This window comes from Sphingobacterium sp. JUb56, from assembly GCF_014191365.1.
Classification (GTDB): domain Bacteria; phylum Bacteroidota; class Bacteroidia; order Sphingobacteriales; family Sphingobacteriaceae; genus Sphingobacterium; species Sphingobacterium anhuiense.
Window position 1 is genome coordinate 23,106 of record NZ_JACHWL010000004.1, and the last position, 21,921, is coordinate 45,026.

The following is a 21,921-nucleotide window of genomic DNA, read 5'->3' on the forward strand; positions in this document are numbered from 1 at the left end:
AAACAAAAAATGGTCCTGATCTTACGATCAGAACCATTTTATCCACTTGTTTTTCGATAGGTAGGTGGTAAGCTTACATGCGAGGCGGGCGCATGCCTCCATGACCGCCACCATCTCCTGTCGGAGAGCCTAATGCAAATTTTTCAAATTTATATGTCAAAGTCAGCATAAAATAACGAGCTAAACGATTAGTACGGCTATCCGCAATAAGAGACTCATTTAAAGTTCTTGTGATATTTGTCTGCTGATTTAATAAATCAAATGCCTGTAAACGCAGAGTAGCCCGGTTATCCTTTAGGAATTTTTGCTCAACATAAGTATTGATAATAAATGGATTTGAATTTACTGCAAAACCATTATTAAAGGTTTTAGAGATATCAACGCCATATATTAAAGAAGGAGTAATATTTACAGAACCAATTAATGTCGGCGTCCATGAACTTACACTTGTTTTAATATTTGTTAAGGAGTTATGTGTATAATCATATCTATATCTTATACCTGGATTTATTTCAAGCTTTTCAGAAGGATTGTAGCGAAACATCAACCCTTGATTAAAAACCCAATTACTCGACACATTTTTATCTCCAAATAGTGCTAACGAATCTTCCGAAATATAACTAATATTCTTATTATAGCTAATCCCGCCCATTAACATCAAATTATAAGTTTTTTCCTTTAGGGATTTACCATAATGGTAAAAGGAATTAAATCCATATGTCGGATCTTCTGTTGCATTTAAATAATATGTTTCTTGAATCATACCGATTCCTTGTCTTAGGAATCGCTTTCTAAAAGTTACAATTTTATCATTTGTTAGATTTGCATTTAGCATTGCAAAAAAAGATTTCCCTTTCTGAAAGTCTCCATTTCTAAATCGCATGTTCATTTGATGTGTAAATTGTGGTACTAGATCCGCATTACCAATGATTGAACTTGTCTCATATGTACTAATGTCAAAAGGCAAAATTTGGGAAACCGTAGGCTCTGTACTAGAACCTGAATAATTTATGCTCAGATTACTTTGACGCGAAAATTTATATTCAAATCGAGCAATAGGCATAATATTAAACGCATTACGATGTATTGGCTCATGTATAGCAGAACTGTAAGCATCGCCCCTTAATTGAGAAGGTTGCACAGCTGCTCCAATCGAATATTTTACTTTATCATTATTAAAAGAGTAATTAGCTCCCACACGATGAGTAGTAAAAGAATAATCGTAATCGTAGTCAAAATTTAATTTCGGTTTATTTAATATTAGTTCTCCAAATTCATCAAAAGCTGACTGGCTATTCTTATTATCATACGTATTTCTATTAAAATCATACGTTAATTCGATTTTACCATACTCACTTACAGGTTCAGTATAATTAATGGATGCTCCACCATTCCAACTTTTATTGTTAGCTTCCTGTATTGCTTGTTGGTATAATGAATCCATAGATGCTGTTGGGTCTGTTTCATTAGCCGTTAAACGTTCCAAAATATTTTCTTGATCTTTTTTCGTAGCAGAGCTATTTAAGTTCATATTGAAGAAAATATTTCTGCCTTTTTCATTCAGTTTACGATTGTATAATCCACTAATACCAAATCTAGGGGCTGTAGATGTTGAATTAATTCGCTCATCTTCAGAATAATTAAAAACATCTCCAAAATAAGTTGATGATTGGGAGGAACTAATAACATCTCTTTTATCATAACCGATTTGAGGCGTTATCTTAATAAAATCATTTACTGAGGGTTTCCATTCGATATTAGATTCAAATCGATGACTACCTGTTACGGTATTTGAATTTGAATTAATTTTATCAATTTGATTTCCACTTTTTAGAATATATTCATTAACCGTTTGCGAAGTCGTGTTATTGTCATCGCGTCCAAAACTATAACTTCCATATACGGTAAGCTTATCATTAAAGTCACGTCGGAAATTGGCTCCTATAGAACCTGTATTGGTTAATCCAGTAGTATTACCTCCAAAACTACCCCTTCGTCCACCACCGCCTTGCTGACGGCGAGCTCCTCCTCCGGTTGCACTGAAATCAAACAAAGGAGCATTAATATTATTCATATTTCCTAATATGGATAACATGGCGCCTTCTTTCATGCCTGTCCACATACCGGTAGCTTGATAACGGTCTTCTGTCCCGTAACCAGCACGTAAAGTTGCCATTTGCCCTTTATTATATTTGGGATCAATCTGGATATTCAAAACTTTCTCCGAATCACCATTTTTGTTACCTGTTATATTGGCCATATCCCCATAGTCATCGACAATTTGCATTTTCTCAATGATATTGGCAGGAAGATTCTGTGTTGCAGTTTTGACATCACCACCAAAGAAATCTTTACCGTTTATACGTACACGTTTCACGGATTCACCTTGAGCAGTTACATTACCGTCTTTATCCACCTCAACTCCCTGTAATTTCTTCAACGCATCTTCGGCCACAGAGCCATCTCGTAGTTTTAGATCCTTCATGGTATATTCCAATGTATCACCTTTAACAACAATAGTAGGTACGCCATCAATAACCACTTCTTCCAATAATTCTGAAGCCGGCTTTAAAGTAAAGCTTGGAATAATATATTTACTTTCTCCTTCCGGATAGGTAAACTCTTGCTCAAATCTTTCAAAACCTAAGTTTGAAACAGAAATTTTAAACTTACTCGCCTTTACATTATTAAAAATAAATATACCGGCAATCGAAGAACTGGTTACTAGGGAATCTTGATCTGAAATCAATTTTACTGAAGCTCCAGCGACAACACGAATCTTGTCATCTTTCAACATCCCTTGAACGGATTTCGTCTGTCCTTGAGCAACCCAGCTCAATAACATACTGCAAAATAAAAGGAAAGTAATCCTCATCATATACATCTTTTTGTAATTATCGGTTCTTATTCTATGTGGATAATCCCACCAAGTTCAAATAGATCAACCCAATCTTCCCATTCATCTCATGATACGCAGTACTGAATCTTTCTAATATAAAGAATAGAGCCAACAGGTAAACAAAGATCGTATACAGCACACGGTTATATCCATTTGATACTTATACAAAAGAAGAAAATAGTAGTGTTAATAAACGTAAAACCTAAATTTTAACATAATAGTTACAATAAAATCTAATTTCACAACAGTTGGCGGGCTAATAAAAACTTTAAAAAAATGAATCAAAGTATAAAAAATCGTGTGCATTTTGTTCAAAAAATCAAATACCACAATTCATATATAAAGCTACTATAAACACATCCTTTTGCTATTAATAATATATTGTATTTTTGCTACTTAAAAATAAATAAAATGCTATTATCATATTTTCAAGATGAGTTTATAGAGGCGGGTTGTGATGAGGCTGGTAGAGGTTGTTTGGCGGGGCCAGTTTTTGCTGCTGCAGTAATTTTTCCCAAAGACTACCATCATGAAGTATTAAATGACTCTAAGCAACTTAGTGCAAAAAAAAGAATGCAGTTGCGCAGTATTATAGAGGAGGAGGCTTTAGCATATGCAGTAGCTAGCGTTTCCGCAGAAGAGATTGATCGGATAAATATTCATAATGCCTCTTATGTAGCCATGCATCGAGCTCTGGATCTATTAAAATTAAAAGCCGAGTACATTTTAGTCGATGGTAATAAATTTATTCCCTATCAGGAAATCCCCCATAATTGCATTGTTAAAGGTGACGGTAAATATTTATCTATTGCGGCAGCATCCATTTTAGCTAAAACGTACCGTGATGACTATATGGACAATATTGCAAAAGATTATCCTGAGTATGATTGGTTAAACAATAAGGGTTACCCTACCGTCAAGCACAGAAGTGCGGTACTTGCCAGAGGAATAACACCACATCATAGAAAAACCTTTAGAATAACTGATCCACAGCTCAAATTATTCTAAAGGTTTTTAAAAAATATTTTTAGCAACAATCTTTTTAGATTGTTGCTTTTTTATTCTTTTTGATTGAAAAATAAATTGCAACAGCAATCCCTAATCCTAAAATTATGGACGCAATTAATGTCAATATATTACCGAGCTTATGAGATGCCGGATCGAAAATAAACTCGACCTTATGATTCCCACCTGGTAATTGTAATGCTCTCAGAATATAGTCAGCACGTATAATTGGCACCTCTTTACCGTCAACAAAAGCCTTCCAGCCTTTTTCATAATACACCTCAGAGAATACAGCAAATGCATCTGTAGGGGTAGAATATTCATAAACCATTTTATCAGGATGGTAAGAAGTCAGCTTTATCGATGCATTAACGGGCAAACCTAAACGTTTACCGTCAAATTTATCTTTAAATTCTTCACTAACAAAAGCCTCTTTTGAAGGAGTGAAACTACCGATTGCCTGCATCTCTTGCGCATTGTCTTTAACAAATGTTACTTGATCAACAAACCAGGCATTTCCAGCAGCAGAACTTCTACGTTGTATCCGTTGCCCCTTTTGTTCATCTCCTGTAATAACATAACGGACATTAAACATATCCAACACGTCTTCGTTTATAGCTCCATTAAATTGGTTTTCCAAAATCTCCTGAAACCGCATCAATTTCGCAGCATGGTAACCACCTAAAGATTTATGATAATATGACGCACGGGCATCTGAAAATGGATTTGTGGTTAAATCAATGACACGGTAACTCAAATCCTTGTCCATACGAATCAATTGATCTACCTCTCGCTCTTGAAAAGCCTGACCTGTTACCATGCGTTTCTCTACAAAAGATTTGTCGTTTAAAAAGCGCTTATCGACACTCCAGAGATCAAACAGAAAAACAACCGCCAATCCAATAATCAAAACATTTGCAGAAAGCTTCTTCTTAATAAAAAACCATACCGCTAAAAAGGTAATCAAAACGATGGCAAAAGAACGATAAGCATCTGCAGTGGCCACTGCTGAGCGATCTTTTATTAAATTATTTAACCACTGATTTGCGACTGCCTGATCACCTACCTGACTTGTCAGAGTCTCCAACAATTGCACATCCTCTTTCTTTTTAAAACTTAAAAATAGATCCGGTACAAAAGCAATAAGCAAGCAAATACCCCCTAATCCAATAAAAGTATACAGTACTTTTTTATCTAATTTCTCGATTTTATCGGCCTTTGTGATCAACTCGTTTAACGTTAACACCGCCATCAATGGAATCAAGATTGCCGCGATAACCAATATCGACTCGACCGCTCTGAACTTATTGTACATCGGGAAGTAGTCAAAGAATAAGTCTGAAACCAATGTAAAATTCTTTCCAAACGACAGCAATAAAATAAGGACAGTTGTTGTAAGAATCCACCATTTTAGTCTGTTATTAACAATAAATAGACCTAAAATGAAAAGAAATAATACACCTGCTCCAAAATACCAGGGGCCAGATGTAAAAGGTTTGTCTCCCCAATAAACAGGCATTCTACTTGCAAATTCTGCGGCTTGAGCATTACTCATTTGCGCTCCAAAGGTAGACATCAAAAACTTTGCGACATTAGACTTTTCATCCAAAATACCACTATTTCCTCCTCCATACGCATTCGGAATCAAAAATGTCAATGTTTCTCCTACACCTTGGCTCCATTCGTAAGCATATTGTTTATCTAATCCCTTTTCTTTCGAGGCATCCACTTTAGTAATATTGGCGTGACCACGTGTACTTAATTTACTGTACTCATAAGTCGGAATTAAAATCGAAGCATTCACTAGAATAGCGACAATTACTGCAGCCAACTGTAAACCCGAAGCAATAAAAAACTCCTTGATCTTTTTATCACGAATGGCGTATACCAAGGCAAAGATTACATAAACCATCAATGCGATAAGCATATAATAGGTCATTTGCAAATGGTTGACACGGATCTCAAGAGCCATAAATAAGGCCAACAGAACAGGCCCCCAAACTCTGCTCCCTCTAAAGCACATGATCACCGCTCCTATGACAGCAGGAATAAAAGCAATAGCATACGCTTTTGTGACGTGTCCAGCTTCGATATAAATAAAATTATAAGATGTAAACGCAATAGCAATAGCACCTAAAGCGGCTAGCCATGGTCGAACACGTAATACACTCAATAAGAAATACCCCCCCAATAAATAAAATAAAACGATATCAATGGGTTGTGGAAAAACGGTTTTGACCGCCGCTAAGATATAGGTTCCAATATTATTTTCACTTGCAGACCAGATTTGATAAGTGGGCATGCCACCAAACATTGAATTTGTCCACAACGGAGCTTTTCCATCTTGAGCTTTATAATCGAACATTTCCTTCTGTGCAGCTTGAGCCTGCACAACATCACTTTGTGCCAAAGTCTGCCCTTGCCACACTGGAGTAAAATAAAAGAATACAAGCGCTACAAAAATCGCTATCACGATAAGATGTGCTGAATTTTCCTTAAACCAATTTTTCATTTATATTATTAGGTTATTAAAACTTACGAAAATCAAAAATATACATTTGATTTTACAATTTATATTATTTTCCAAACCCAAGACTTATTTCTCCTATTCCCCTTTTTGGATAAGCTTATTAATATTGGACAATTCACCAAAAAGAACCAGTATATCCCCTTCTTCCAATAATGTTTCCGAAGTCGCTATACCCGAAGCCTCCTTAATTTCTTTCTTTTTGACGCTATCTTTTACCTCGGTTATCTTGAGTGTTGTCATGACGATCACTTTAAAAAGATTAGTTAGGTTAGCTTCACGAAGGGTCATTCCAACATATTTTGATGGAACTTTTGTCTCAATAATACTGTATTTTTCAGATACTTTGAATGAATCTACAATATCAATATTGTCCAAACGCATCGCTAGCCTTTCTGCAGCCTCTTCCTCTGGCATAATGTATTCGGCAATTTCCATTGCTTCAAGCACTGTTTTCTGAAGGTCCGAAACAATTCTTCCTATGATTCGCTTTACTTTTAATTGTTTCATTAAAGCTACTGTTAGCAATGAAGCTCCTTCATCCTCTCCAATAGCAATAATAACGGCATGGCAGTCCTTAAGCGGTAAAGATGATACTGCCTCCCGATCTGTAGTATCCAAACAGACCGTATGTGTTACTTTATCTTTTAATTGCTCAACAATAATCAGACTTTTATCCGCCCCGATCACCTCATGCCCCAATTCTGTCAAATGAACTGCAAGTGATCGTCCAAAATGCCCTAGTCCTAAAACGATATATTTCATACAAATTCGATTAATAGAGTATCTTTTCCTCTGGAAAAGTGTAATTTCTTCGTGTTATATTTTTAATAAAAGCCACCAATAATGTCAACGTACCGACACGACCGACAAACATCGTCATCATTACAATAAATTTACCTGCAACACTCAAAGATGGTGTAATTCCCAAGCTCAGCCCACAGGTTGTATAGGCAGATACTGCCTCAAATAACAATGCTTTAAAACTCTTATCAGGATCTGAAAAAACCAGCAACATAAAACTCACACCGATCGTAAATAGCGACAATAAAATAATAGCAAATGCTTTATGTACAGATTCGCCTGCGATCCGTCTTTTAAAAAGTTCAATATGCTCCTTTCCTCTTGCCAAAGCAATGATATTCATTATAGACACCGCAATGGTCGTAACTTTAACACCACCACCTGTGGAGCCAGGAGATGCTCCTACCCACATGAGTAGGATAATTAACAAGACTGTGGGCATGGATACAAATGAGAGATCAACACTATTAAATCCAGCCGAACGCGAAGCATTAGCCATAAAAAATGAGGTGATCCATTCGCCCATCTGCCCCTGTTCCAAAGAAAGAGTCTTGTTTCGCTCTAACAGAAAAAAGAATATTGTTGCCAACACAACGACAACCGCATTACACGCGAGCACTAATTTTGAATTAAAACTGAAGTTCCAAGCTTTATGCTTATAATTCTTCTTCGTCACCAACCGATGATACCAGTAAATACAAGAATCTTTTACATAGGAATAAATATTCAATACGATCCCGAAACCCAATCCACCTAGTATAAATAATACAGACAAAGCCAATTGGAAGTTGTAATTAAATTTATAGTCATCATTGGTGATTCCATCCGTTAGGATCGAAAAACCAGCATTACAAAAAGAAGATACAGAATGAAAAATAGCGAAAAACACCTGATTTCCCAAAGAGGGAAAAAGAGCTGCATCTAGCGTGCTAAAGATTAATAAAGCACCGAGAAGTTCAAATAATAATGTAATAAAAATTATCGTAAGAAGTGTTTTAACCACCGATCCCACTTTATTTTCACCAAGAATTTCGCCAAACATCAATTGATTCTTGAACGAAAAACCACCTGAAAAGAAGTATCCGAAAAAACCGGTAAAAGTCATAATTCCCAATCCACCAATCTGGATCAACACCAGAATAATTGTTTGTCCAAAGAGCGAAAAGTTAGTTGAAATATCTGTCACCGATAGTCCCGTAATACATACAGCACTTGTCGCCATAAATAGTGCATCAATAAAACTCAAAGGCGCTTCTATAGTTGTTCGGGGCAACATCAACAAAACAGTACCGATAAGAATCAATGCAAAAAAACTGATAACAAATAAAATCGTAGGATTAAAATAGAAGTTATCAAAAAACAAGGTACTCTTGGAAAGCTCTGCAATAAACACCAGATAAATACCCAGATAGATCCACTGATCTTTACCGAAAAGATCAACCGCGGGGACACTTGCAAATCGCGCTATTATAATTAAAGCAAAATAGCTTAGGATAACCAGCCCCGAATAATGTTCTACTTCAACTCTTTTCAACGCAAAAATAGAAGAAGCTGTACGAAGTCCCGTCATGATGAACAAAACATAGAACATCGCATTGATGATATGATCGAGTAGATTTGCAAGATTTGGATCTCTTACATAGCCCACATTGAAAATAACAGCAAAAGCACAGATCATGCTGACATAAAACATGATTTGATCTACAATGCCATTCTTATACTTAAAAACGAATTTTAAAAAACTCAATATTGACCCCATCTGTCACAAACATACTGATAACTTAGGAAAAACAGAAGTTCCTGACCCGATGATCATATTTCACGTGAAACCCTCTTTTTTATTCGGCGACTTTGCTTTCTTCGTCACCTTTTTTCTTCTTAAAAAGCTTCGATACGAAGCTTTTCGTTTTACCAACAACGGTATTGGCTTTCTCTACCGTATGTTGTGCGCGGTCAGCAGTACGCATTAGTTTAGCTTCCCGCTCCTTGCTAAGCCCCACACATTGCTTTATTCCATCCAATAGACTTTGCCAAAGGGTCTTAAAAAAAGTATGGTCAGCATGCCTATGCCAATTAACCTTTCCAATAATATATTCTCCAGAAAGGTTTGGATTACTACCGTTAACCAAAAGTTCATTCACCAGTAAAGAGATGAAACCTTTTCTTTTAACAGTTCCATCTTCTTTCTTTTCTAAAATGGTAATTTTTAGATCATCATAATCAAAATTAAACTTTCCCCAATTTCTGTGATCGGTTGCTTCCATATCAAAAGCTATTTTTTTAATATTTCCAGAGGCTAATTCTACATTTAAAAGCGGTTTTAAAATTTTATTAAAGGCAGGTGCCTGCATTGCTCCTACTGTTCCTTTATACGTATGAAAACCTGTTTTCGATGTCATATCAAATCCGAATAAAACATGTAAACGCCCGCTATTCATCACTTTTGTCAGAACATCAACACGCATCCACTTATTTTTGGCCAGACTTGAAACATCATTGGTCATGTTACTAATGGTCGCATAACTCTTATCGAAGGTAATCTTCCCGACCTGGTTGTATTTATCGCTTAACTCCGAATAGCTTATATCAGCATTTTGCACCAATACCGTATCTATTGCTAATTGCGTTTTCATATGCATTAATGCTTGATGCGGAGATCTTCCAACTTTATTTACAGGTGTTGATTTATAATGCTTGTCCGAATAAATATCCAGAAGTCCATTTTTCAGTTGCGCTTTTGCTGCATAGATCTTCTTATTACGCAACAAACTATTAAAATCAAAAGATTCAAAACGGACCGTGTCGAATTTCATGACAACATAGCTACCTCCTTTACCCTTTGCCTTATAATAGGCCGACTTACCCAAAATAGGCTGGTAAGCCACCTTTGTCAACATGATATTACGATCCCTGGTATTGATTTTTAGTTGATCAAAATCAACCTTATAAAATCCATCAGGAGTTTTATAAGTAAATGCAGGAACCTCTATATCAACCATTTTAGTATGATAGAAACGTGTCGCATCGGAAATTGATGTTGAGTCGACCAAAACATCCTGAATCTGTATATTGACTTTCTTGATCTCAAAATCTTGGTAGATGCTTTTTTGAATCTGCGAATATTTAAAATTGACCTTATTCAAATCGATTCCGGTTATGCGGATTCTTTTAAGGGTATTCTTTATTTTATCGTATAAGGGTTTACTCTTTTCTGTAGATGCTGTATCATTATAGGAATGATACTTATTGATCATATGGACACTTGGAGTATCCAAAACGACATTCTTGAGATAAAGCTCTTTATTCAGCAGCATATCCCGTATAGAGAAATTACGAAATTTTAATTTGGCGACTTCGATTTGAAAACGATTATCAGGAGCTTTATTTATTCCTTCTAGTCGCGCATAAACATTGCTGTCCGAGCGTAAAACCAGATTGCTTATCGTTACATTTCCTAAAGCAAGATTAATATCCAAGTCATCATAATCAACCGTGTACAAACTATCGGTCGATGCGAGCACTATTTCTCTGAATTTTTGGTCAACAATTGGCTTCCAATGCACACTAAAGTACCAAACAACCCCACCAAGCACAATCAACAGTATTACGAAAATACCGATTATCCATTTCCAAACAGCCTTCATGTAAAACGCGCTCCTCTTTTAGTAAATTTATTTGGTTATTTTTATCTTATACAAAACAACTTATTAATACTTTTGTTTGATTTTCAATAAAAGTAGATTAATAACGATTCTTTCACTTGGTCCCAAATTCATGACACCATATAAAATAAAGCTTTTCTTCTGTATCTCGCTTAGTATAATATTACACATTTCCTGTCAAAAAAAAGAACCCTCCATAGGCTTTTATTATTGGAAGACAAACTATAAATCCGACACCTTATCACAAAAGATGATACAAGATCTAAAATCAAATACATTATTTGTTCGTATAATGGATATTGATTTTACTGATGGGGGTATTGAGCCCGTTCCCATTTCTCCAATTTCTTTTGAACAAACTCTTCCATCAAATCAAGCACTTGTGCCTGTTGTATTTATCAACCAAAGAATATTTACAGAATTAGATAGTCTCCAGATTAGAGGAATTGCTCATAAAATGATACCTTTTGTATCTGAAAAGGTTAAACAATCTGGAAAAGAAGACTTTAAAGAATTACAGATTGATTGCGACTGGACCAAAAGCTCCCGTGATAAATTTTTCTATCTGCTAGAATACCTACAAAAGATACCTGAATTAAATGAAGTGACGATAACCACGACATTAAGGCTTCATCAAGTTAAAAATATTCAGTCCAGTGGTATACCTCCTGTAAAAAGAGCAACACTGATGTGCTATAATATGGGAAATTTAAGACAATTTGGAGATCATAATTCTATTTTAAATCAGCAAGATTTAACAACTTACCTGAGTGGAACTCTTAAAGACTATCCTTTAGAATTAGATATTGCTTTACCCCTATTCGATTGGTATGTAGCCTTTCGCGATCATCAATATATTGGTATTTCTAAGTATATCGACAAGAGCGATTTGGATGATAAATCACTCTTTACAAGAAATCCAAAGACGGAATTATTTATTCTGAACCAGGACTTACAGAAAGCGAATCTAAAAAAGGGAGATGTGATCCGTCATGAATTTATAACGAAGGAACAGTTAATAGCAACCGCCAAATTTTTAAATAAAGAACTTCAAGGAAAAGAGAAAAGAATCATCTTCTACCATTTGGCTCCAGAAGTTTTATCGAACTATAATTATGCAGATTTACAAGAAGTTATTGCTGCTTTTTAGCGCTACATTTATGCTCTATTTCAGTGAAATTGCGATTAATATCGCATGTGGTCCCGAAATAGACCCTTATGACAATCAACAGACCTATTTCCTACCAAACCTGGAAGATAATAGCTATTCCGCTTTTCAGTTTATTCCCTATCAATTTCTATATACAGAACAGGAACCTGTACTGGAAGCGTCTGTAAATGTTACAGACTGGGTAAATCATTTAGGAAAAAATGTGAAGCCAAATGATCTATACGCAGTCATGTACCAATCAAACCCGGAAACAATACAGGTTTTAAAGAATACAGCAACCCTGGATAATCTTCCAGATTCACTTCGAAATAACACATTTATTCAAAGTCTATTTCTTCCTAAAAATAAAAAGGAACTCGCTTACTTTTACTTTACAAAAGAGCAAGAACCTGTCACCAATATTGCGCAAGACCCTTGGAGTCCTGATGAGCGTAATTTTGATGAAATAAAGCAATTTGCGCTTGAGGCAGAAAGTAAAATTTCGGCTCATAAGAACAATAGTTTCTTGTGGTTACGTTACGCATATCAAGCGGCAAGATTATTTCTTTTTGCTAAAGAATATGAAAAAAGCATCACCGTTTATGATAAATACATCGCTCGGTCAAAACTGAAATCTCCCGTATTAGGTTGGGCATTATCCAATTATGCAGGTGCTGTAAGGAAAAATGGTGAACCTGCAAAAGCTGCCTTTTTATTTTCTAGCGTATTTACGATATCGCCCGAAAGAAGAGTACTCGCGTACAACAATTTTCATTATATACAAGCAACTGATGCTGAAATTTTTGCCTATACCAAAACTAAAGCAGACAAATTCAATATCAATGCAATCATTGGTTTCAATAACCCAAATAGTACTATTGAATATCTCGAAAACTGTTATAAGCTGGATCCTGCTAATACTATAAATGCCGTACTCCTCACACGGGAGGTTAACAAAATAGAAAATTTCTTCATTAAAGACCATACATTAGGTTATAATATATCGCAGTGGTATCAAGATGAAAACAAAGGAGAAATTCAAAAGCACCTCCAAAACATTCGAGAGTTTGCGCTAACCATGTATAAGGATAAAAAATATATTCAACCACAATTAGGCTTAGTTACAGCGGCCTACTTGAGTTGGCTCAATGCCGAAAATGATCTCGCAAAAAAATACTTGAAGATGGTAGAGCCCAAATCTTTAAATGAAAATCTGAAAGATCAGTTATGTATTACAGAAATGTTAACCTTATTGACAGATTGGGAAAAAGAAAAATCCTTAGATGAAAACCAGCTGATTGCAACACTGAAGTGGTTGCAGGAAAAAGCAAAGAAGGAAAAAAACATGGAAAGCAATAATTCATGGAGTTCTTTTGAGAATGGTTCTTACAGTCTTATTTCAAAAAACATCATACAAAATATCGTTGTTAACCAATACCTTATTAAAGGAGATACCGCACTGGCAAGTTTAGCTGCAGTAAAGGGAGATATTTTTTATAACCACGGATACGTTAATGACACACTTGAAAATAACATGCAATACAGTACCATTCGATTTTGGCAAGAAGATTTAACTCCTAAGACCTTAGTACAAGTTCAAAGGTACATACAGTCTCCTGAAAAACAGCCGAAAATGGTCCAGTTTCTACTTGAAGATATCAAAAAAGTAAACAGTAATTATTTAACTGAATTGATCGGGACAGCATATTTAAGAGAATTAGACTTTACAAATGCCGTAAAAACGTTCAAGAAATTACCAGGAACCTATAAATCAAAAGAATACAGCAATTGGTATGCGGAAGAAACAATTGCTCCAAATCCATTCATCGTTACGATCAATGATTATCCTAAAAAGATTGGACAATCAAGTATGACAAAGCTTGAATATGCAGCTCGTATGCTCAAGTACCAAACATTAATAAAGGATGAAAAAAACAATGGTAAAAAAGCCGATTACTATTTTCATATGGCTAATGGCATATATCAAACAAGCACCTATGGTAATGCCTGGTCCTTAGTATCGTACAGCTGGTCATCATATGACAACAATGCCAAACCAGACAGGTATTGGGAAAGAAACTACAAACAGGCAAAAACTGCAAAAGAGTGGTACCTAAAAGCTCGAGATTTGGCTACAAGCCTGGACTTTAAAGCCAAGTGTACCTTTATGCTAGCAAAGTGCGAACAGAAAGACTTCGAATTAAAAGACGACATGAGATGGACATACTATGAAAATAGTAGTGAAACCCCATTTTACCAGTTCTCATTACATAATAAATACTTTCATCAATTAAAATCACAATACAGTAAGACTGCATTTTACCAAACTGCGGTCCATGAATGTACTTATTTAAGAGACTTTATAGCCAGTAAATAATACATTTACATCCGATTGTTCTCGTTATGGTAGATACTTAAATAACTATCATAACGAGAGGATTCGATTTCTCCCTCTTCTACAGCTTCTATAACAACACAACCAGGTTCATTCACATGTCTACAATTGTCAAATCGACATTGGTTCATTAGCGCTCGCATTTCTGGAAAGAAATGTGATAATTCCTGCTTTTCGATATCGACAATTCCTAACTCACGTATCCCAGGAGTATCGATTAATTTTCCACCAAAAGGAAGGTCATACATCTCTGCAAAAGTTGTGGTATGCTTTCCTTTATCAGACCAGTCTGAAATATCACCTGTCTTAACGGCGTACTCTGGAACAATTGAATTCAGTAATGTAGATTTTCCTACTCCCGAATGTCCAGAAATTAAAGTGGTTTTATCTTTAAGCAATTCCTTTAATTGATCTATATTCACGCCGTTCAGCGCTGAAACTTCGTAGCATGGATAACCGATACGCTCATAGATACTCTTATAGTCCTGTAAAATAGCTAGTCCCTCATCACTGAACAAATCCAACTTATTGAAAATCAAAACAGCAGGAATACCATATGCTTCTGTAGTAACTAAGAAACGATCGATAAAACCAAGAGAAGTAGGAGGAGAAGCCAATGTTACAACTAAAAAGGCTTGATCCAGATTCGCACCAATAATCTGTGTTTGCTTCGAAAGGTTGACAGATTTACGGATAATATAGTTACGTCTTGGTTCCAATTCATTGATAACAGCACTTTCAAGATCCGGTTCCACTTCAAAATGCACCCAATCTCCAACAGCAACAGGGTTAGTACTTTTAATACCTTTGGTACGAAATTTCCCTTTTATACGACAGTCATAACGTTGTCCATCCTCACCCAGCACCTGATACCAACTACCCGTAGATTTGGTTACTAATCCTCTCATATAAGTTCCTTTTGTGCATATATCATCTTACAAAAATCGTAAAAATTTATTAAACTTAAGGTTTATCGTTTTTATTATCTTTGTAAGAGTTACCTTAAAATTAGCATTCGTGAAAAAACTATTTCTTCTAGATGGAATGGCCCTGATTTACAGAGCCTATTTTGCATTAAACAAAACACCTCGTATTACCTCTAATGGTTTAAATACCGGTGCGATAATGGGATTTACTAACACTTTGTTAGAAATATTAAAAAATCAGAAACCATCTCATTTAGCAGTAGTCTTTGATACTGAGGCACCCACAGCACGTCATATCGAATTTGAATCGTACAAGGCACACCGCGAAAAGATGCCAGAAGATCTTTCAGCATCAATCCCCTATATCTTCAAATTAATCACCGGTTTTAATATTCCTATTATTACGAAGGACGGTTACGAGGCCGATGATATCATCGGAACACTTGCAAAAAAAGCAGAAAAAAAAGGCTTCACAGTTTACTGTATGACGCCAGATAAAGATTTTGGACAGCTTGTGTCTGAAAATATCTTTATTTACAAACCTGCCCGTATGGGTAATGGTGCTGAAATACAGGGGGTAAAAGAAATTCTTGAAAAATGGGAAATAGCTGACGTCAATCAGGTGATCGATATATTAGGTCTTTGGGGTGATGCTGTTGACAATATACCAGGAATACCTGGTATCGGTGAAAAAACTGCTAAAAAATTGATCCAAGAATTTGGCTCAATGGAAAATATCATTGCAAATGCAGATAAATTGAAAGGCAAACAACGTGAAAACGTTGAAAACTATGCTGAACAAGGTTTGATTTCAAAAAAATTAGCCACTATCCTACTGGATGTTCCGGTGGAACTTGAAGAAGAAAATTTATTAATAGAAGAACCTAATAAGGAAATACTAGAACCCTTATTCAACGAACTAGAGTTTAGAACAATTGGTAAACGTGTTTTTGGAGAGAATAATAGTGTTACCGACAGTTCAAAAAATACAAATGGTCAAATGGATTTATTTTCATTACCACAACAGGCCGATATAGAAGAAGAAGTACCGTACTCAGGGCCAGTCAATAGCCTTGAGAACACTCCACATGATTATATTTTAGTGAATACCAAAGAGGAGCAAGAAGCACTAGCAGAACAACTCGCAACACTTTCTAGCTTCTGTTTTGATACTGAATCAACAGGTTTAGATGCTAATTTAGCTGCTATTGTAGGTCTTTCTTTTGCTTTTGAAAAAGGAAAGGCATATTATGTGCCAACCCCTGCAGATCGTGACCAAGCGCAGGATGTGATCAATATTTTTAAACCTGTTTTAGAAAATGAACAAATAGAGAAAATAGGTCAAAACATCAAATACGACATCTTGCTACTAGCGAGATATCAGGTAGGAGTAAAAGGTCCTATTTTCGATACGATGCTTGCTCACTATTTAATCGATCCGGACACCAGACACGGTATGGATGTACTTGCCGAAAATTATCTTAATTACAAGCCCCTTTCTATTACCGAACTAATTGGAAGTAAAGGAAAAAAACAAGGCAATATGCGCGATGTTGAGCTTGAGATCATCAAGGAATACGCTGCTGAAGATGCGGATATCACCTTACAGCTCAAAGAAATTTTCAAACCACTACTGGAGGAAACAAATACGCTAAATTTAGCAAATGAGGTCGAATTTCCATTAGTATATGTTTTATCAGAAATAGAACGTAACGGTGTTCGGATCGATACCGATGCATTACAACAGTTCTCACAAAATCTTGAAATAGATATTCGACAATTGGAGGAGACTATCTATGAAAAAGCAGGTGTGAATTTCAATATCGCTTCACCAAAACAACTTGGAGAAGTACTTTTTGATAAATTAAAATTAGATCCAAAAGCGAAAAAGACCAAAACAGGTCAATATAAAACAGGCGAAGACGTTTTATTGGCTTTAGCTTATAAATCAGATATCGTACAAGATATATTAAGTTTCAGGCAGTTACAAAAACTAAAATCGACCTATGTAGATGCACTCCCTGGTTTGATCAACCCCGACACCGGTTTAATTCATACTTCATACAATCAAGCTGTCGCTGCGACCGGCCGTTTAAGTTCAACGAACCCCAACTTGCAAAATATACCGATTCGCACAGAAAGAGGCCGTGAGGTTAGAAAAGCATTTATTTCGCGTCATGAAAATAATGTTATACTTTCTGCCGATTATTCTCAAATTGAACTGCGTCTCATTGCAGAGTTGAGTAAAGATCCAAATATGATGGAAGCATTTACTTCCGGTCATGACATTCACCGCGCCACAGCAGCCAGAGTTTATGGTTTAGATCTAGAGGAGGTAACATCAGATCAACGTAGAAATGCAAAAGCAGTAAATTTTGGTATTATCTATGGTCAATCTGCATTTGGACTATCCCAAAGTCTTGCTATTCCCCGTAAAGAAGCGGCAGAAATTATTGATCAGTACTTTAGTCAATATGCCGGTATAAAAAAATACATGAGCGAAGTTTTAGACTTTGCAAAAGAAAATGGATATGTCGAAACAATCCTCAAAAGAAGACGTTATTTAAGAGATATCAACTCTGCCAATATGACTGTTAGGGGCTTTGCTGAACGAAATGCCATTAATGCTCCTATTCAGGGATCGGCAGCAGATTTAATTAAAATAGCCATGCTTGGAATCCAGAAAGAGATTGCCGAGCAGGGATTATCCGGTAAGATGATTATGCAGGTACATGATGAGCTTGTATTTGATGTCCCAGAAAATGAGGTAGAAATTTTCAAAGAAATCATTCAAACAAAAATGACGACCGCGATTAAGACAGAAATTCCACTGGTAGTAGAGATTGGACAAGGTAAAAACTGGCTGGAAGCGCATTAATAACATTTTGTAAACAAGAATTATGAAAAAATTTCTGTTCATATTATCATCCTTGATTTTGTTGCTAAATTTTGCCTTTGGACAAGATAAAGCTATCTATTACGAAAAATTAGATAGCAATATGTTCCGATTCTATTTTGATAAGAATTATTATTTAGCTGACAAATCTTGTGAGTTTAAATCCATAGAACGTGTTGCTACATTAAATCCGAAGACGCAAAAATTTGACGGTGCATTTAAAGACTTTAATAACAATGGTCGTTTAATTCTAGAGGGATCCTATATTAACGGAAGTAAAGAAGGTATTTTTAAAGCATATCATCCAAATGGGATATTGAAATGGGAGGCGACATTTAAGAATGATATACCGATGGGTGACGTTATACATCGTTACCCAAGTGATAAAGTGGCGCTGAAACTTTTGTATACAGATAGCGTTATCTTGATTCAGGATTTTTGGCTTCCAGATGGAACACAGAAAGTAAAAAATGGGGAAGGAAACTACTCCTTTTCAATACCATTTGAAGGCTACAATCAATATGGTTTCGAATATTATCTTGGAAAAGGAAAAATTAAAGATGGTAAACAAGAAGGAAATTGGCAAATTTTAGGTCATGACAAAGGAGGTAAGCAGACATTAATTGCATTGGAAAAATATCAAAACGGCAATCTACTGGTCGGAAATGATTACTTTTTAGATAATTCATATCGACACAGTAAATTTGGAATTATTCCTTATGATGTCTTTGCTAGAGGAGAACTTCTTACATTCAAAGCATGTAACTTTGACGATTTCTCCAATTTCAATATGTTCATTAGTAAAGCACTAACAAATTCATTGATCCGAATCAATGCAGAAAACTTTACTGAAGATAATTTTGAATACAAAATTAAATTAGATAAAGAAGGGAACCCTTTAAAAGTAGATTTTATAAAAATGGCATCCTTTAAAAATCTTAATATCATACTAGAACAGTTAATTTCAGATATCAGCTTCTATTATCCTTCATTAGAAAATGGTAAACCAATTGAAGATATACTTACAGTGACAGGTAAAATGTATAAAAATTCGGAAGGAAAAATTGCAGTCCTGCCGATAATAATTCATCGAGAAAAAGGACAATAGGACTATTTGATTATATTTGCAAAAAACTTATAGACATGAAATTTCACAAAGAAGGATATACAAGTCTGGCAATTACTGTTTTAGTGATATTTATTGCTAACGCAATCGCGGACTATTATGATGCTCCTGAAGTTATTAAATGGATTATTTACATCCTTTCAGCATTTCTTTTTATTACGATTGTTCAATTTTTCCGTAGTCCAACAAAACAAATCGTTGTACAGGAAGGAACGATCTTATGTCCTGCAGATGGGAAAGTTGTTGTGATTGAGGAAACAGAAGAGAACGAATATTTTCATGACAGAAGATTACAGGTTTCCATCTTCATGTCACCTATAAATGTACACGTGAATCGTAACCCGATTTCTGGCATGGTCAGCTATTTCAAATACCATCCAGGAAAGTTTTTAGTCGCTTGGCATCCAAAATCTTCAACAGACAATGAAAGAACAACTGTAGTTGTTAAAAACGCTAATGGCGTAGAAGTTCTTTTTAGACAAATCGCAGGAGCACTTGCCCGTCGTATTGTTTGGTATGTAAAAGAAAATGATCATGTAACGCAAGGTTCGGAATTTGGCTTTATTAAATTCGGATCTCGCGTAGATTTATTCCTTCCTTTGGGAACACAGATCGATGTCAATATTGGCGATAAAGTAGTGGGAGGTAAAACAATCATAGGAAAATTATAACAATTTATTAATAAAGGAATCACTAACTTAGGCTTTGGTATTTTTACTAAAGCCTTTTTTATTACATACATGAATTTTAGACAGCTTGTTTTAAATTGTTCATTAGCCGTAGGATTAGCTATTTCTGCTGTTAGTTTTTACTATCACTCGGACTGGAAATCATTCCTCATTATTTTCGCCGTTTCTACGCTGATCAGTTTTCTCATGTTCAACTTTGTATTTGAACGCTATATTTATAAAAGGATCAATACCATGTACAAACTGATTCATAACCTAAAATTAGGTAAGGATCTAAAGGACGCATTGGGTGAACATGTTACAGCAGATCCTATAGGAGATGCTGAAAATGAGGTCAAGGCATGGGCAAAAGCAAAGAAAATAGAAATAGAACAACTTAGATCACAGGAGAAGTTTCGAAGAGAATTTTTGTCAAATGTGTCACACGAGTTTAAAACTCCCTTATTCTCCATACAAGGATATATAGAAACATTACAGGATGGGCTGATGGAAGAGGATATCGAGATGGCTAAGACATTTCTAAACAAAGCATCTAAAAATGTAGATCGTTTGAATTACCTCATTCAAGATTTAGACGAAATCTCAAAACTTGAATCTGGTAAAATGGTTTTAAATATCGAAAAATTTGATATCGTAGAACTTATTAAAGAGACAAAAGAATCTCTGGATGACAAAGCAAAAGCACATAATATAGAGATTCAACTAAAAACTAAACCTGGTACTCCCTACTGGGTGAAAGCCGACAAGCATAAGATTAGTCAAGTACTTGTCAATTTAATTGAGAATTCCATTAAATATGGTAAGAACGGGGGCAAAAGCCAAATCAGGATATTCCCGCTATTTGAACAAGTTTTGGTGGAGATAACAGATGATGGCTATGGAATTGAAGAGAAAAATCTAAGCCGTGTTTTCGAACGATTTTATAGAATCGATAAAAGTAGATCTAGGGGAATAGGTGGCTCTGGCCTTGGTTTATCCATTGTTAAACACATTATTGAAGCCCATCAGCAAAATGTAAATGTAAGAAGTACAGAAGGTATAGGTACAACATTTGGGTTTACTTTAGAAAAAGTTTCGCAGATCTAATGTTAACAAAACGCAACTTAACATTCCTCAAAACTTAACATTAACTTAACATTAACTTAGTAATTTCGCAAAAAATAATTAATAATGATATGTCTTTAAATAGCATTTTTCAGTATTTCGTTCCTAAGGATAAAAAGTTTTTCCCTTTATTTGAACAAGCAGGTAGTAATTTGATAGAAATGTCTAAGCTACTTAAAGAAGCCGTTAACGCTAGTGACGCGGAAAAACGTAAAGAAATCGTTCGCAAAATCGAAGATTTAGAACATAAAGGTGACAACATCACACACCAAATACACTTAGAATTAGGTAAAAATTTTATCACTCCTTTTGACCGTGAGGATATCCACGCATTAGCAAGCTCACTAGACGACGTTGCTGATTTCATTAATGGTGCTTCTAATAAAATGGATCTATACAAGGTTCAAAAAGCAACTGAGCCCATGATAGAAATGGCGGATCTGATCGTTGAGGCTACTGACCATGTTGCAAAAGCAATTTTTGAATTAAAAGATTTAAAAAATATTCGTAACATCACAGATTCTTGTGTTCGTATCAACAGTGTTGAAAATAAAGCTGATTATATATTTGACAAAGCGGTAGCTGACTTATTCGAATTCGAAAAAGATGCGATTACTTTAATTAAACACAAAGAAGTATTATCTGCAATGGAAGACGCTACAGACAAATGTGAAGACGTAGCAAACGTATTAGAAAGCATCTTGGTTAAAAACGCATAATTGCGAATTTAGCATATTA

General features: G+C 35.4%; 14 protein-coding genes. 8 read left to right on the forward strand and 6 right to left on the reverse strand.

Features of this window, described 5'->3' with window-relative positions:
• Window positions 1-73: 73 nt before the first annotated feature.
• Complete coding sequence (locus tag FHR29_RS25445) at window positions 74-2,878, reverse strand: outer membrane beta-barrel protein (RefSeq protein ID WP_260293043.1); 2,805 nt, start codon at window positions 2,876-2,878, stop codon at window positions 74-76.
• A gap of 432 nt (window positions 2,879-3,310) precedes the next feature.
• On the opposite strand from FHR29_RS25445, the gene FHR29_RS25450 reads away from it, so the two are divergent.
• The gene (locus tag FHR29_RS25450; protein WP_183918203.1) at window positions 3,311-3,907 is read left to right on the forward strand and encodes a ribonuclease HII; all 597 of its coding nucleotides are present in this window, start codon (window positions 3,311-3,313) and stop codon (window positions 3,905-3,907) included.
• 34 nt (window positions 3,908-3,941) lie between these two features.
• Here FHR29_RS25450 and FHR29_RS25455 read toward each other — a convergent pair whose 3' ends face one another.
• The 4 genes from FHR29_RS25455 to FHR29_RS25470 all read right to left on the reverse strand — a co-directional run bounded on the left by FHR29_RS25455 (window position 3,942) and on the right by FHR29_RS25470 (window position 10,879).
• Window positions 3,942-6,416, reverse strand: a complete 2,475-nt coding sequence (locus FHR29_RS25455) for a YfhO family protein (RefSeq protein WP_183918205.1) — start codon at window positions 6,414-6,416, stop codon at window positions 3,942-3,944.
• A gap of 93 nt (window positions 6,417-6,509) precedes the next feature.
• Complete coding sequence (locus FHR29_RS25460; RefSeq protein ID WP_183918207.1) at window positions 6,510-7,196, reverse strand: TrkA family potassium uptake protein; 687 nt, start codon at window positions 7,194-7,196, stop codon at window positions 6,510-6,512.
• 10 nt (window positions 7,197-7,206) lie between these two features.
• Window positions 7,207-8,994, reverse strand: coding sequence for a TrkH family potassium uptake protein (locus tag FHR29_RS25465; protein ID WP_221197952.1), 1,788 nt, complete (start codon window positions 8,992-8,994; stop codon window positions 7,207-7,209).
• Window positions 8,995-9,073: 79 nt separating this feature from the next.
• Window positions 9,074-10,879: a hypothetical protein gene (locus FHR29_RS25470; RefSeq protein WP_132844389.1), complete on the reverse strand. Its 1,806-nt coding sequence runs from the start codon at window positions 10,877-10,879 to the stop codon at window positions 9,074-9,076.
• A 268-nt stretch (window positions 10,880-11,147) separates the two neighbouring features.
• Here FHR29_RS25470 and FHR29_RS25475 point away from each other — a divergent pair, with 268 nt between their 5' ends.
• Window positions 11,148-12,047 (forward strand): hypothetical protein, encoded by a 900-nt coding sequence (locus FHR29_RS25475; protein WP_260293047.1) that lies wholly within the window; start codon window positions 11,148-11,150, stop codon window positions 12,045-12,047.
• Window positions 12,013-14,424: a hypothetical protein gene (locus FHR29_RS25480; protein WP_183918211.1), complete on the forward strand. Its 2,412-nt coding sequence runs from the start codon at window positions 12,013-12,015 to the stop codon at window positions 14,422-14,424. Before FHR29_RS25475 ends, FHR29_RS25480 begins: the two co-directional genes overlap by 35 nt.
• A 5-nt stretch (window positions 14,425-14,429) precedes the next feature.
• Here the strand turns inward: FHR29_RS25480 and rsgA are convergent, their stop codons facing one another.
• Window positions 14,430-15,350: a ribosome small subunit-dependent GTPase A gene (rsgA, locus tag FHR29_RS25485; RefSeq protein ID WP_132844394.1), complete on the reverse strand. Its 921-nt coding sequence runs from the start codon at window positions 15,348-15,350 to the stop codon at window positions 14,430-14,432.
• Between the two features lie 109 nt (window positions 15,351-15,459).
• Here rsgA and polA point away from each other — a divergent pair, with 109 nt between their 5' ends.
• The 5 genes from polA (at window position 15,460) to FHR29_RS25510 (ending at window position 21,902) form a co-directional block, all read left to right on the forward strand.
• Entirely contained in the window at window positions 15,460-18,246 is a 2,787-nt protein-coding gene (polA, locus tag FHR29_RS25490) for a DNA polymerase I (protein WP_183918213.1), read from the forward strand.
• Between the two features lie 22 nt (window positions 18,247-18,268).
• Entirely contained in the window at window positions 18,269-19,372 is a 1,104-nt protein-coding gene (locus FHR29_RS25495) for a toxin-antitoxin system YwqK family antitoxin (protein WP_183918215.1), read from the forward strand.
• Between the two features lie 35 nt (window positions 19,373-19,407).
• The gene (locus FHR29_RS25500) at window positions 19,408-20,061 is read left to right on the forward strand and encodes a phosphatidylserine decarboxylase family protein (protein WP_132844400.1); all 654 of its coding nucleotides are present in this window, start codon (window positions 19,408-19,410) and stop codon (window positions 20,059-20,061) included.
• A 69-nt stretch (window positions 20,062-20,130) separates the two neighbouring features.
• Window positions 20,131-21,165, forward strand: a complete 1,035-nt coding sequence (locus tag FHR29_RS25505) for a cell wall metabolism sensor histidine kinase WalK (protein ID WP_132844402.1) — start codon at window positions 20,131-20,133, stop codon at window positions 21,163-21,165.
• A gap of 89 nt (window positions 21,166-21,254) precedes the next feature.
• Complete coding sequence (locus FHR29_RS25510; RefSeq protein ID WP_021190730.1) at window positions 21,255-21,902, forward strand: DUF47 domain-containing protein; 648 nt, start codon at window positions 21,255-21,257, stop codon at window positions 21,900-21,902.
• The last annotated feature ends 19 nt before the right edge of the window (window positions 21,903-21,921 follow it).